13 protein-coding genes are annotated in these 12,857 nt (G+C 58.1%); 5 read left to right on the top strand and 8 right to left on the bottom strand.

Translation table 11 applies throughout. The features are described from left to right. Positions 1 to 73: 73 nt before the first annotated feature. Complete coding sequence (locus ACHZBF_RS19630; RefSeq protein WP_029133175.1) at positions 74 to 1,930, top strand: putative nucleotidyltransferase substrate binding domain-containing protein; 1,857 nt, start codon at positions 74 to 76, stop codon at positions 1,928 to 1,930. Positions 1,931 to 1,933: 3 nt separating this feature from the next. Further along, a complete protein-coding gene (locus ACHZBF_RS19625; RefSeq protein ID WP_245621701.1) occupies positions 1,934 to 2,632 on the top strand; it encodes an exonuclease domain-containing protein in 699 nt (232 codons plus the stop codon). 16 nt (positions 2,633 to 2,648) lie between these two features. Here ACHZBF_RS19625 and ACHZBF_RS19620 read toward each other — a convergent pair whose 3' ends face one another. After that, positions 2,649 to 3,341, bottom strand: coding sequence for a hypothetical protein (locus tag ACHZBF_RS19620; protein ID WP_321529372.1), 693 nt, complete (start codon positions 3,339 to 3,341; stop codon positions 2,649 to 2,651). A gap of 356 nt (positions 3,342 to 3,697) precedes the next feature. Between ACHZBF_RS19620 and phbB the strand changes: the two genes are divergently transcribed. Both phbB and ACHZBF_RS19610 read left to right on the top strand, forming a co-directional pair. Continuing rightward, entirely contained in the window at positions 3,698 to 4,420 is a 723-nt protein-coding gene (gene phbB / locus ACHZBF_RS19615) for an acetoacetyl-CoA reductase (protein ID WP_321529371.1), read from the top strand. A 445-nt stretch (positions 4,421 to 4,865) separates the two neighbouring features. Then, positions 4,866 to 6,311: a glyceraldehyde-3-phosphate dehydrogenase gene (locus ACHZBF_RS19610; RefSeq protein WP_321529370.1), complete on the top strand. Its 1,446-nt coding sequence runs from the start codon at positions 4,866 to 4,868 to the stop codon at positions 6,309 to 6,311. Positions 6,312 to 6,606: 295 nt separating this feature from the next. Here ACHZBF_RS19610 and yidD read toward each other — a convergent pair whose 3' ends face one another. The 5 genes from yidD to ACHZBF_RS19585 are packed head-to-tail and all read right to left on the bottom strand — an operon-like array spanning position 6,607 to position 9,766. Continuing rightward, positions 6,607 to 6,840 (bottom strand): membrane protein insertion efficiency factor YidD, encoded by a 234-nt coding sequence (yidD, locus tag ACHZBF_RS19605; RefSeq protein WP_029133180.1) that lies wholly within the window; start codon positions 6,838 to 6,840, stop codon positions 6,607 to 6,609. Further along, positions 6,837 to 7,304, bottom strand: coding sequence for a transcriptional repressor (locus tag ACHZBF_RS19600; protein ID WP_273438026.1), 468 nt, complete (start codon positions 7,302 to 7,304; stop codon positions 6,837 to 6,839). Before ACHZBF_RS19600 ends, yidD begins: the two co-directional genes overlap by 4 nt. Continuing rightward, the gene (locus ACHZBF_RS19595) at positions 7,301 to 8,155 is read right to left on the bottom strand and encodes a metal ABC transporter permease (RefSeq protein ID WP_321529369.1); all 855 of its coding nucleotides are present in this window, start codon (positions 8,153 to 8,155) and stop codon (positions 7,301 to 7,303) included. The genes ACHZBF_RS19600 and ACHZBF_RS19595 overlap by 4 nt, the downstream gene beginning before the upstream one ends. 7 nt (positions 8,156 to 8,162) lie before the next feature. Then, positions 8,163 to 8,894 (bottom strand): metal ABC transporter ATP-binding protein, encoded by a 732-nt coding sequence (locus ACHZBF_RS19590; RefSeq protein ID WP_029133183.1) that lies wholly within the window; start codon positions 8,892 to 8,894, stop codon positions 8,163 to 8,165. After that, positions 8,891 to 9,766: a metal ABC transporter solute-binding protein, Zn/Mn family gene (locus ACHZBF_RS19585; protein ID WP_321529368.1), complete on the bottom strand. Its 876-nt coding sequence runs from the start codon at positions 9,764 to 9,766 to the stop codon at positions 8,891 to 8,893. The genes ACHZBF_RS19590 and ACHZBF_RS19585 overlap by 4 nt, the downstream gene beginning before the upstream one ends. Before the next feature lie 125 nt (positions 9,767 to 9,891). Here ACHZBF_RS19585 and ACHZBF_RS19580 point away from each other — a divergent pair, with 125 nt between their 5' ends. Continuing rightward, on the top strand, positions 9,892 to 10,476 hold the full coding sequence (locus ACHZBF_RS19580; protein ID WP_321529367.1) for a zinc ribbon domain-containing protein: 585 nt from the start codon (positions 9,892 to 9,894) through the stop codon (positions 10,474 to 10,476). A 19-nt stretch (positions 10,477 to 10,495) separates the two neighbouring features. Here ACHZBF_RS19580 and ACHZBF_RS19575 read toward each other — a convergent pair whose 3' ends face one another. Together ACHZBF_RS19575 and ACHZBF_RS19570 are read right to left on the bottom strand one after the other, a co-directional pair. Further along, positions 10,496 to 12,064, bottom strand: a complete 1,569-nt coding sequence (locus tag ACHZBF_RS19575) for a GGDEF domain-containing protein (protein ID WP_321529366.1) — start codon at positions 12,062 to 12,064, stop codon at positions 10,496 to 10,498. 5 nt (positions 12,065 to 12,069) lie between these two features. Then, positions 12,070 to 12,840, bottom strand: a complete 771-nt coding sequence (locus ACHZBF_RS19570) for an endonuclease/exonuclease/phosphatase family protein (protein ID WP_029133186.1) — start codon at positions 12,838 to 12,840, stop codon at positions 12,070 to 12,072. Between the last annotated feature and the right edge of the window lie 17 nt (positions 12,841 to 12,857).

Below are 12,857 nucleotides of genomic sequence, written 5' to 3'. Positions count from 1 at the left end.
TAACTTGAGTCAAGTGCTAAATACGTAGTTCACTGACTATCCCCACCAACCGAGCTTGCGAAAGGGAGTAAACATGGAAATCGAACTGATAGAAATACGGGACTTCCTCTCCGCCCATCACCCTTTTGATCAGCTTTCGGAGCAGGCCCTCAACCAGATGCCGGAAATGCTGCAGGTCAGGTATTTCCGACGCGGTACCACCATTCCCGATTCAGGCAGCATTGATGATTATCTCTACCTGGTGCGCAGTGGCGCAGTGGAGATCCACGGCACCCAGGATGAACTGCTGGCCCAGCTGGGTGAAGGCGATCTGTTCGGATACCGCGCCTCTCACATGGAGGGGCATGCGGAGTTTCAAGGTACCGCCATGGAGGATAGCCTGGTCTACCTGTTACCGGCGGCGGATGTGGACCGGTTCTGCAGGGAGCATCCGCAGTTTTCCTATTTCTTTGAGCCGGCGGGCGGTGACCGGCTGCGCGATGCCATCAGCTCCACCGGAGAAGACGGCAGCAGCCAGTTGGGGCTGATGGCTACCCAGATCGGTGACATGATCAGCCGCGAGCCCATCAGCATGCCGCCGACTGCCTCGATCCAGGAGACCGCCAGTGTCATGTCCGATGAGCGGGTCTCCTCTATCCTTATTACCCAGGATGCGAAACTGGTTGGCATCGTCACCGACCGGGATTTGCGCCGCCGGGTGGTCGCCAAGGGGCTCGACACCAGCCTGCCGATCAGCAGCATCATGACGGCCGACCCTAAAACGCTGGATGCAAGTGACTACGCCTTTAACGCCATGCTACAAATGGCCCGGGCCAACATTCATCACCTGCCGATTCTACGTAACGGTGAAGTGGCAGGCATGCTGACGGCTACCGACTTTGCCCAGCGCCACACCACGTCGGCGGTCTATCTGGTCAGCTCAATCTACAAACAGCACGATGCGCAGGGACTGGCCAGCATCAGCGCCAAACTGCCGCAACTGTTGCTCAACCTGGCCGCCGCGGATGCCACGGCAAACAGTATCGGCCACGTCATCACGGCGGTTGTCGACTCCATTACCGTACGCCTGCTACAGCTTGCCGAAGAGCGTTTCGGCCCACCGCCGGTGCCCTATGCCTGGGTTGCCGCCGGTTCCCAGGCTCGCAGTGAACAGACCGCGAAGTCGGACCAGGATAACTGCCTGGTACTGGATGACGCCTACGATCCGAAAACGCACGGGGAATACTTCAAGGCGCTCGCCCAGTTTGTAAGCGACGGCCTCAATGCCTGCGGCTACGTCTACTGCCCGGGTGAGATGATGGCCACCACCGACAAGTGGCGCCAGCCCCTGGCTGGCTGGAAGCGCTACTTCAATCAATGGATCAATCAGCCGGAGCCCAAGGCGCTGATGCTGACCTGCGTGTTTTTTGACTTGCGCTGTATCCATGGCGAGAAAAATCTGTTCCGCGAACTGCGCCAGTACCTGCTCGACAAGACCCGCGGTAATCAGATCTTCCTGGCCTACATGGCCGGCAACGCACTGAGCTTCAAGCCACCCCTGGGATTTTTCCGTAATTTCGTCCTGATCAGCGGCGGCGAGCATGACCACACCTTCGACCTGAAACATACCGGCATCGTGCCGATTGTCGATCTGGCCCGGGTCTACGCCCTGGCGGCCGGCAGCCACGCCATCAATACCCAGGACCGACTCAAGGAGGTGGCCTCCGGCGGCGAGGTCTCGCATGGCGGCGCACATGATCTGCGCGATGCACTGGAGTTCGTCAGTTCGCTACGCATCCGCCACCAGGCCAGGCAGATCAAGGCGGGCGAGGCACCCAACAACTACATGTCACCGGATGATCTCTCCCATTTCGAGCGCAGCCACCTGAAAGACGCCTTTTCGGTCGTCCGCACCATGCAGAACGTGCTCAGCCAGCGATACCTGAGGTAGTCGGTGTCCATCTGGAAGTATCTATTCAATCTGGAGGAGCGCCGAAACTGGTGGACCCGCAAGATGCCCGATGGTCCGCTACGTGATTATTACGAAACCCCCTTCCCAGCCCGCGACTCCGATTGGCGGCAGGTAGACTACCTGGCAATCGATTTCGAAACCACCGGACTTGAGGCCAGCCAGGACCAGATCCTGAGCGTCGGCTACGCGACCGTCAGGGGAGATCGCCTGATACTGGGTGACGCCACGCATATCCTGATCAGGCCCACCGTGGACATTCCGGAAGCCTCCGCCGTGGTGCACGGAATTCTGGATGACAGGGCAGCCGGGGCCCAGCCGCTGGAAGAGGTGCTACCGATTATTCTGCATGCCCTAAAAGGCAAGGCCTTGCTGGCCCACCACGCCGCCATCGAGTACGAATTTCTGAATCACGCCTGTCGGAATCTCTATGGGTATCCGTTTCTCTGCCCGGTAGTGGATACCCTGGCGCTTGAGGTGCGCCAATACAGAATGCAGGATCAGGCGATCCGCTCAGGCGACCTGCGCCTGGCCAAGGCGCGCGCACGTTACGGACTGCCACGCTACCCCGCCCATAATGCATTGACTGATGCCCTGGCGGCGGGTGAGCTGTTTCTGGCCCAGGCCGCCTATCGGCGCAGTAAGCGTCCGCCTCGACTGAAGGATCTGATCGTGGTGAGCTGAATCAAAAGTCCTGGGGTTACTTGCGTCCCCGTCCCAGCGGCTTACTACTGTCCTCTTCCATCCCCAACTCCAACGCCAGTACGTTATCGACCACCCGGAAACCGGTTCGACGCGCAGTGAACAGCAGGAACAGGGTCTGGGTTCCATACAAAAACAGGTAGATGCCGACAATCTGGAAAGGCACGCCCATGTTTATAATCCAGCCGACCAGAAAGAAGCCGAGAAAATAAAGACTCAGGATATAGATATCCCGCAACATGTCCCAATGAATGCGGGTGTTCAGCACCACTGCCTTGCCATTATGCCGCTGGTAGGCATCAAGCCACACTTCTGTCTGCACCCTGCGACTGAAGCCGGAGTCCTTCACCATGGGAAATTTGGCTTGCAGATCACGCGACTCAAAGGGTTGTTTGCGGGTAGTCAGAAAGGCATCGCTGGCCGGGTGTGGGAACTGGCTACGCGCATAGAGCAGGCGATTTTTCCATAGCTCCGGCAAGCGCTGCACCAGAACAGCCCCGGCCACGGCAATCAGCGCGCAAATGGCCGCTACGTAAACAATCTGCGGACTGAGCTTATCCCAGGAGGCGAGACTGAACAGGAACGGGTCCAGGCCATAAGGGAGCTGCAGCATAAAAAGATAGAGCATGATGCCGTTGAGAGCGGCAAAGACAATGACCAACGCGAGATGAAAAAAGGAGAGAAATTTCATTTAAATGTGTCGTCCGGCTGAATTTATGGGTTGGCCAAACGAGCTATTTCACGTGAATTACCCGCAAATGGCAACTATTCAATCAATACCGGCATATTAGAACTCTCTGCTATTTTGATCCTCATTCACAAGTGCCGTTTTTTCGGTAGTATGGTATCAGCCTTGAAGGTCTGGATCGTGTCTGGACTGCAGCCATCGGGACCCCAACAGAAAACAGACACGAGTTAACGCGCTACGACAGAAATGGTGCCAACCGGTGCTGTGGAGCACCTGTGGCAGCGCCACATCCCGACAGGCAAGCGATGCCTCAGGAGTATCGGCATCTGACAATCCAAAAGCATCAAAAGGAGTAGATCATGGGGCGAGTAGCATTGGTAACGGGCGGCACAAGGGGCATAGGTGAAGCGATCTGTGTCGCTCTGAAAGATAACGGGTATGAGGTTGTGGCCAACTACGGTGGTAATGAACAGGCCGCTACTGAATTTACCAAACGCACCGGAATAAAGGCCGTCAAGTTTGACGTGAGCGATTTTGATCAGGTGGCGGCCGGCATCCAGTCCATCGAGTCATCCATTGGGCCGGTCGAGGTACTGGTCAATAACGCAGGTATCACACGCGACGGCACCATGCACAAGATGAGCTTTGAGCAGTGGGACAAGGTGATACAGACCAACCTTGCCTCCTGCTTCAACACTTGTCGCTGTGTGATCGATGGGATGCGCGAACGCAATTTCGGACGCATTGTCAATATCGGATCGGTAAACGGCCAGGCGGGTCAGTATGGACAGGTCAACTACGCAGCCGCCAAATCCGGTATTCACGGTTTTACCAAGGCATTGGCCCTGGAGGGCGCCACCAAGGGGATAACCGTCAATGCCATTGCCCCCGGCTACGTGGAGACCGACATGGTCCGGGCCGTACCGGCAGAGGTGCTGCAGAAAATCATCCGCACCATCCCGGTCGGCCGCCTGGGGCAGCCGGAAGATATCGCCCGCTCGGTACTGTTCCTGGTGGATGACAGCGCCGGTTTCATTACCGGCTCGACCCTCTCCATCAACGGGGGTCAGCACATGTATTGAGGGCAAGGCCACGGACGGGACAAGCACCCGGCCGTGGCCGACAGGATCTAGCTGAAGAACTGTGCATGTATTTGAATAAATACCTCATGGCCCTTGGGAACAACCTTCAAGAGGCCCGCCTCCCGGTTGATCAACCCCGCATGCCCATATCATCCGACAGTGTCGTGCATTGCCATCCGCCTCCCATCATGCTGCACACACAGGCAACCAAGCATAACCAAACCGAAAAAAACGGATTTTGACACGCGCAACACACCTCCCGATCAAGCAAAACAGAACAAGACGGTTAATTAGTATAACTATCCAATTATATTTGCCGTTTTTTCTATTTTGCACCGCACAAAACAGCCGTTTTCTGCTATTATCCGCGCACACCACAGGTGTTTATTAGGCAGTAAACTCTTCTTTAATCTGAAAAAACAGCGCGCTGGAGCGGGGTTGAGACATGAGCTTGAATGCAAGTGAGCAGTACCTGAATGAGTGGAAAGATCGCCAGAACCTGGCCGAGAAGATGATTCCACTGGTAGGACAGCTTTACCGTGACAGAGGCCTGGTGATCCTGATGTACGGCCGCCGGCTGATGAATGCCACCACTATCGACATTCTCAAGGCCCATCGCTACGCCCGCCAGATGGTAGGGGTGGAGCTGGATATCGCCACCTCCTTTGCCATGCTCGAGGCAATCGCCGGCATGGACCTCTCACCGGCACGCCTCGACCTCGGCAAGCTCTGTAGCGCCTACCTGAGCATGACAGATCGCCCCGGCATGCAGGCATTCCTGGAGCAGCAGCTGGCTGAGATCAACACCGGCAGGAAGAGCCCGCTGGCCGGCCCCCAGGACGTGGTGCTATATGGCTTCGGCCGCATTGGCCGCTTGCTCGCCCGACTGCTGATCGAGCGTACCGGTGCCGGCAACAAGATGCGTCTGCGTGCCATCGTGGTTCGCGGGGGACGAGAGGGCGATCTGAAAAAACGCGCCAGCCTGCTGCGCCGCGATTCAGTACATGGCCCTTTTAACGGCTCCATCATCATCGATGAGGAGAGCAAAGCAATCATCGCCAATGGCAATTATATTCAGGTGATCTACGCCGACTCTCCCGACTCCATCGACTATACCCAATACGGAATTAACAACGCGCTGGTGGTAGACAATACCGGCATCTGGAAAGACGAGGCCGGCCTGGGTCTGCACCTGAAATCGAAAGGCACTTCCAAGGTACTGCTGACCGCTCCGGCCAAGGGAGATATCAAGAACATCGTTTACGGCGTCAACCACGACGAGATCAGCCCGGAAGACCAGATCCTCTGTGCCGCCTCCTGCACCACCAACGCCATCGTCCCGGTACTCAAGGTGCTGAACGACAGCCTGGGCATCAATAACGGTCACCTCGAGACCATCCATGCCTATACCAACGACCAGAACCTTATCGACAACTACCACAAGGCGGAAAGACGCGGACGCAGTGCTCCGCTGAACATGGTGATCACCTCAACCGGCGCCGCCAAGGCGGTGGCCAAGGCGCTGCCCGAGCTGTCGGGCAAGCTGACCGGCAACGCGATCCGCGTCCCCACCCCCAATGTCTCGATGGCCCTCATGAACTTGAATCTTGGCCGGGAGACCAGCCTGGAGGAGCTGAACGGCCTGCTGCGGGATGCCTCGTTAAATTCCACCCTGCGTGAACAGATCGGCTACACCACCTCCACCGAACTGGTCTCCAGTGACCTGGTCGGATCCACCGAGGCCGGTATCGTGGACTCTGCCGCCACTATCGTCGATGGCAACCGCGCCGTGCTTTATGTCTGGTATGACAATGAGGCCGGCTACAGCAACCAGGTGATCCGGGTGATGCAGGACATGACCGGACTCAAGCTGATCAATCTGCCGGCCTGATTCCCCGCTTTCAGGCACTCGAGCCGGCCCCCGTGGCCGGCTTTTTGTCCATGCCGCAGAGGCCAGGGACGGCCGGGAGTGGCTCTACAGATGGTGGATATGGATCGTAGGTCGGATTAGCGCAGCGTAATCCGACGAACAGGCTCGATCTGTCGGGTTACGCCTTCGGCTAACGCGACCTACACCCACAACGGCCCCAACAGGATAAATCGCGCTATCTGCGTGTATTCGCGTTCATTCACGACTAAAGAAACGAACGCTTGCCAAGTCGGACTGGGAATCAGGAAACCTCGTATCAGTGCTTATGCCGGCACTCCGACCCGGGCACCGGATCATAGCCCCCCTCATGAAAGGGATGGCAGCGCAGGATACGCCGGGTACCCATCCACAGTCCGCGCAGCACCCCGTGAATCTCCACCGCCTCACGGGTATAGGCCGAGCAGCTGGGATAGTAGCGGCAGTTGTTACCCAACAGCGGACTGACCAGATAGCTGTACCCCTTGAGCAGCTGCAGCACCAGGCGTTTCATGGGCGCCCCTGTTCACTGCACCGCAGACAGCGGCCGGTCACTTCAATCACCCGGGAATCGGCCTTGAAACCACACTCCCTGACGGCACTACCCAGGGTGCGATCAACACTCCGGCTCTCCAATTCCCGCACCTCGCCGCAGTCACGGCAGATCAGAAACTGGCTGGCGTGGGGATGGTCCGGATGGACACAGCCGATATAGGCATTCAGTGACTCGATTCGGTGCGCCAGGCCCTGTTGCAACAGAAACTCCAGCGCCCGGTAAACGGTCGGCGGTTTGGCGGCCGGCACCCCGCTCTTCAACAGGTCCAGGATATCGTAGGCGCCCAGCGGCTTGGGGCTGGCGCAAAGGATCTCCAGAACCTGCCGGCGTTGCGGCGTCAGGCGAGCACCCCGCCCCTCACAGAGCCGCTCTGCAACACGCAGCGTCTGTTGACAGTTGGTATGACATGATCCCGGTTTCATTGCACCGCCTTTACCAGTTGCTGGCGCAGCTCTCTGCGTTTCCTGGCCGTGCTGAACAGCAACGAGACCAGATAGCTGACCCCGGCCACCAGGATGATGGTGGCGCCGGCCGGCAGGTCAGGCGTATAGGAGATAATCAGCCCCAGCACGGTGAAAAGGGCACCCAGCAGTGTCGCCAGCAGCATCATCTTACCCAGACTGCGCACATGATGGGCGGCAATCGCCGCCGGAAGCGTGAGCAGGGCGATGACCAGGATAAGACCGACCACCTGAATCAGCAGCACCACGGTTACCGCAACCATACAGAGCAGCAGGAGGTAGAAAAAAGTGACCGGCACACCGCGCAGTCGGGCAAACTCCTCATCGAAAGAGACGGCGAGAAACTGCTGATAACAGAGTGAAACGGTCAGCAGAATAATCAGGTCGATACCTGCCATCATCCAGATATCAGCCAGGTTCACCATCAGGATATTACCAAAAAGATAGCTCATCAGGCTGACACTGTAGCCCGGCGTCTTGGAGATGAACAGGATACCGATCGCCATACCGACCGCCCACAGGGCGCCGATCAGGGTATCCTCCTGCTCACGCCAGGTCAGCCGTACCCAGCCGATCAGCAGGGCCGAGGCCACGGCCGCCGTCAGTGCCCCACCCAGGGGGCTCAAGCCGAAAAAGAAGGCGATACCCATGCCGCCCAGCACGCTGTGAGAAATGCCTCCGGCCAGAAAACCGATCCGCTTGACCACCACATAGCTACCAATGATACCGCAGCCGATACTCGCCAGCAGGCCGCCGATCAGTGCGTGTTGCAGAAAGGGGTGTTCCCAAAGTGCGCTGAAAAATTCCATCATGACCCCACTAGTGCCGATGCTCCACCATCCTTACATCGGCGTCATAGAGCGCGCGGATGGCGTCGCCATCGATGGCGGCGGTGTGGTGACAGATCAGGGTACGGTTCAGGCACGCGACCCGACTCACATAGCCGGAGATGAAGCCGACATCGTGGGAGACCACGATAATGGTCATGTGCCGGTTGAACCGCTTCAGCAAGTCGAATATCTCCGTTTCAATACGCATATCGATATTCGCCGTCGGCTCATCCAGCATCAGGATGCGTGGCTCGCAGGCCAGCGCCCGCGCCATCAACACCCGCTGCAACTGGCCGCCCGACAGGGTGCAGAGCTGCCGGGCGGCGAGATCCGCCACCTCGGTCTCGACCATCGCCTGCCGTGCCACTTCCCGATCACGACGACGGTAGTTACCAAACAGACCCGACATGCCCAGCCGCCCCATCATCACCGTCTGCTCCACGGTGATCGGAAAGTCCCGGCTGAACTGGGGGTACTGGGGAACATAGCCGATCTGGGTACGACTGCGCTCGGGCGACTCACCCAAAACCCGCACCTTGCCCCTGAGCGGTTCCAGCAGTCCCAGCATCAATTTCAGCAGGGTGCTCTTGCCACCCGCATTGGGACCGACAATTCCGATAAACTCATGCTCGCCGACCTCCAGGCTGACGTTATCCAATACACAGGGGCCACCATAGGAGAACGACACATCCTGCAGCGACACCACCGGGGAAGGGTTCATTGATAGGCCTCGCTGATTGCCCTGGCAACCTGTCGCATATTCTCAATATAGGATTCTGCCAGAGGGTCGAGGGAGACCAGCCGCGCACCCGTCGCGGCCGCCAGCGCCGACGCCTGGCTCTGACTGAACTGCCGCTGCACAAAGATCACCCGGATCTGTTCCGCCCGGGCCTGTTCGATCAGCCGTTTCAGGGTACGGGCGCCCACCTCTTTCCCTTCGCTTTCGATGGGCATCTGCTGCAGGCCAAAAGCATCCGCAAAGTAGCCCCAGGAGGGATGAAACACCATGAACCGGCGTCCCTTCAACGGGCTCAACAGAGTCTGGATCTCCTGCTCAAGTTCCAGCAGTTCCTGATGAAAGCGGGCGTGATTCTCCCGGTAGGCGGACGCATGTGGCGGGTCCAGTGCAATCAACTGGTCACGCAGATGGCCGATCATAACCCGCACATTGGCCGGATCGAGCCAGATATGCGGATCCCCCTGCTCGTGTGCATGGCGGTGATCATTATCATGGCGGTGACCACCCGCGGGCTCCATCTCGCGCAACGTCAGCCCGCGGCGTGCATCCAGCAGGGCAATCCGCGGATTGGCGCTTTGAACAGTATCCATCCAGGCATCCTCAAACGGCACCCCGATGCGATAAAACAGTGCCGCACGGGAGAGTACCGCCATCTGCCGGGGCAATGGCTCAAAGGTTTCCGGGCTCTGACCCGGCCCCACCAGCACCGAGACCCGCACGTGCTCCCCCCCCAGTCGTTGCACAAAAAACTTCTGCGGCAGGATAGTGACGTAAACCGAAAGCGGTTCGGCAGAGACCACTGTGCCAAATGCAAGCAACAGCAATATCAGCAGGGTTCGTATGATCAAATGCATGGACGGAACACGGAATTATTTAGTTGGATTGTTATGTTATCACATAACAATCCAACAGGGACACTTGGCATCGATATCCGTTACCATGCAGCCTACAAACCGATTTCCAAGGTCCCGACCCACCGATGAATGCCGGATATCTGATTTTTCACCCTACCGCCGACCAGCCCCTGCCGGAGGTTTCACAGTTATTGACCCGACTGTCGGAGACCGGCCTCACCGGCCAGCCACTACCGGGCATGCCGCAGCACTTTCTGACCGGCCCTCACTTTCTGCAGCGCATTACCTTTCTGGGTTGCTCGCCCAGCGTGCCATTGACTGCCAACACCAATAGTGACAATGCCCTCTGCTCCATCCGACTGCTGGGCCCCTATCCGGCCCCACGATTGATAACCGGTCAAAACAGCCGGCCACCCCGCTGCCACGGCTGTCGCCATCGGTTCCATGAGTGGCAGGAGCAGATCGCTGAGCCAGACCGGGAGATTCGCTGTCCGGAGTGTGGGCAAGAAAGCAGTTGGCGGGATCTCAACTGGCGGCAAATGGCCGGGGCCGCCCGGCTGTTTATCGCCATCTCACAGGTGTTCCCTGGCGAGGCGGTACCCACTGCCGGGTTGATGCAAACCCTGCAGCAGGGAGGTGAAGAGTGGGATTATTTCTATGTACAGCAACCGTTATTATGGCCGGGTGGGCAAAACCCCGGCGAACTCTGAGGGTTGAATGACCTGATAATCAGTGAACAACAATACAGTCCTTGCCGGCCCGCTTTGCCTCATAGAGCGCCCGATCCGCCCGGGCGAAGACGTCCATCGGGGTATCGCCCTGGGCAAATTGACTCATCCCGCAGGAGATGGTGACCTCGACCCGGTTCCCCACGGAATGGATACCACTCTCCTTCACCTCGAGGCGCACCGCTTCCGCCACCTTCATGGCATCATCGCTGTTGGTACCGGTGAGCAGCATGACAAACTCCTCACCACCAAAGCGGGCGACAAAATCGGTTTCCCGCAAGCCAAGCAACAGACTCTGGCCGATGATACGCAACGCCTTGTCACCGGCATGATGACCGAAACGGTCATTGATTCGCTTGAAGTCATCAATATCCCAGACCAGCAGGGTGAGCGGCTCCCCAAAGCGTTTCCAGCGGGCGAACTCCTGCTCCAGCCGCTCGTCATAGGCCAGGCGATTGGGCAGCCCGGTCACCGTATCGGTAGCCGCTTGGCGGTGCGCCTCGATCATCTTGGCACGCAACTCACGGCTTTCGCTCTGGACCTCTTCCAGGCGCTTGCGCAACTGCTCTTCCAGCTCGGCTGCCGCCTTATGGCGCTCGGCCTCATTGATCACAAACGTGCCAACATGGGACTCGATCGCCTCCAGATGCTGGCCAATCTCCAGGCACAATTGCTGAAGACTGGTGGCGTCGTTCATATTGTCGCGGATGCCGCCGACCTGTTGTCGCATCTTCTGGCCCAGGGACTGCCCCTCCACCATCGATTTCTGCCGCAACTCCTTGCTACTGCTGACATGCTTGTCAATCTCCTCCAGCCGCTGGGTCAACTCCTTGAGGAAACCACGAGTGTCCTGGATCTCGGTCGTCACTTCCCCCACCGACCGGGAGAGCAATGACAACAGCGAGGAGAGCACCTCAATCCAGGCGGCACTATCCTTTTGTGCCGCCAGTTCCAGCTCCATGCGCCGGATATCCAGACTGAGCTGGGCGGGCCAATCCAGCGTCTCCAGCAATTTAAGCAGTTGCTGATTCGGAGTAACAGCCTCATCCGGGGAGGCGTCCGATGCGGCCGCAGAAGTGTGGAAAAAGCGGCGTAGAAAGCCCGGTGAACCGTTTCGGTTTTCCGCGCCGGTCAACAGATGCAGAAACCGGTCAACCTGCTCATCTGAAGCACCGTCACCGTCGGCTACAAGCTGCTCCGCCAATTTGCGCAGCTTAGCCAGATTCCTGCCCGTCACGCCGGACCGGCTTATCAACCGTGAGAGCAGGTCGGTATCACCTGATGCGACGGGCGCGGGCTCATCATTGGCCCGGATCAGTGCCTCAGAAATGGCACCCAGCTGATCCTTCAAATTGGGCTGTACGCCTTTTCTCACCGCATTGCGAAGCGACGAGAGATGGGGGTCGAGGGCAGGATCCAGTCCGTTAGTGGCGAGGGTCAGTCGGATAATGATACGACAGAGCAGTTTTTCCGTCTCCGCTGCCTCGCTCTTTTCCATCGACTGCTGCTGGGCCAGGTCCAGGTATCGGACCTTCCAGTCCTGGGTGGCAGTTATTTCTTGTTCGTTCATTTTTATCAGGCCGCCAAACGCATACCGGTGGGTATAATTACATCAATGCCAATCGGCAGATGATCCGAAAGCGGATACTCCACCACCTTGGCATTTTCCACCTGCAGTGTATCGGAGACCAGGATATGGTCAATCTTTCTGATCGGTCGCCAACTGGGGAAGGTGTTCATGTGACAGGCCGGCTGGGTAAGTCCACCACCCCGGGTCAACAGGCGCATCTCCTGGGAATCACAACCGAAGTTGAGATCCCCCATCACCACCACGTGCGGCAAATCCGCCACCAGTTCCCGGATATAGGAGACTTGACGCAAACGGGCCCGTCTTCCTAGCGCCAGATGCATAATGCAGACGGTCAATCCGGTGGACCCGCCGAAGTTGCACACGATCACACCCCGCCCCGGCAAGCCGGGCAGTTTGTACTCGGAAATCTCCGACGGACGCAATCTCGATAGCAGGCCGTTACTGTTCTGCGCCAACTTGCCGAGGCTGCGATTGACCTGTTTATACCAGTAGGGAAACGTCGCCTGCTTGGCCAGGTATTCAGTTTGATCCACAAAACCGCTACGCAGACTTCCAGAATCAACCTCCTGAAGCCCGACAACATCATATCCGTGGATGACCATGGCGATACGGTCAAGATTGAACTGCCGGTCCCGGTGCGGCAGGACCTGCTTCCAGCTCTGGGTCAGATATTGGCGGTAGCGCTGTGTATCTATCCCAGCCTGTATGTTATAGCTGAGTAGCTTCAGACGCTGCGGGCCACCACTGTCATCCATTGGAACTCCCCCGGTAC

Origin of the sequence: Sedimenticola selenatireducens, from assembly GCF_963675335.2 — a bacterium.
Classification (GTDB): domain Bacteria; phylum Pseudomonadota; class Gammaproteobacteria; order Chromatiales; family Chromatiaceae; genus Sedimenticola; species Sedimenticola selenatireducens.
The sequence above is the reverse complement of the archived record's forward strand: the minus strand, read 5'-3'. Positions and strand labels throughout refer to the sequence as shown.

Bases quoted from the DNA above. Each gene is read 5' to 3' on its own strand.
- ACHZBF_RS19630 (WP_029133175.1), top strand. From the start codon at position 74: ATGGAAATCGAACTGATAGAAATACGGGACTTCCTCTCCGCCCATCAC.
- ACHZBF_RS19620 (WP_321529372.1), bottom strand. From the start codon at position 3,341: ATGAAATTTCTCTCCTTTTTTCATCTCGCGTTGGTCATTGTCTTTGCC.
- phbB (WP_321529371.1), top strand. From the start codon at position 3,698: ATGGGGCGAGTAGCATTGGTAACGGGCGGCACAAGGGGCATAGGTGAA.
- ACHZBF_RS19610 (WP_321529370.1), top strand. From the start codon at position 4,866: ATGAGCTTGAATGCAAGTGAGCAGTACCTGAATGAGTGGAAAGATCGC.
- yidD (WP_029133180.1), bottom strand. From the start codon at position 6,840: ATGAAACGCCTGGTGCTGCAGCTGCTCAAGGGGTACAGCTATCTGGTC.
- ACHZBF_RS19600 (WP_273438026.1), bottom strand. From the start codon at position 7,304: ATGAAACCGGGATCATGTCATACCAACTGTCAACAGACGCTGCGTGTT.
- ACHZBF_RS19595 (WP_321529369.1), bottom strand. From the start codon at position 8,155: ATGATGGAATTTTTCAGCGCACTTTGGGAACACCCCTTTCTGCAACAC.
- ACHZBF_RS19590 (WP_029133183.1), bottom strand. From the start codon at position 8,894: ATGAACCCTTCCCCGGTGGTGTCGCTGCAGGATGTGTCGTTCTCCTAT.
- ACHZBF_RS19585 (WP_321529368.1), bottom strand. From the start codon at position 9,766: ATGCATTTGATCATACGAACCCTGCTGATATTGCTGTTGCTTGCATTT.
- ACHZBF_RS19580 (WP_321529367.1), top strand. From the start codon at position 9,892: ATGAATGCCGGATATCTGATTTTTCACCCTACCGCCGACCAGCCCCTG.
- ACHZBF_RS19575 (WP_321529366.1), bottom strand. From the start codon at position 12,064: ATGAACGAACAAGAAATAACTGCCACCCAGGACTGGAAGGTCCGATAC.
- ACHZBF_RS19570 (WP_029133186.1), bottom strand. From the start codon at position 12,840: ATGGATGACAGTGGTGGCCCGCAGCGTCTGAAGCTACTCAGCTATAAC.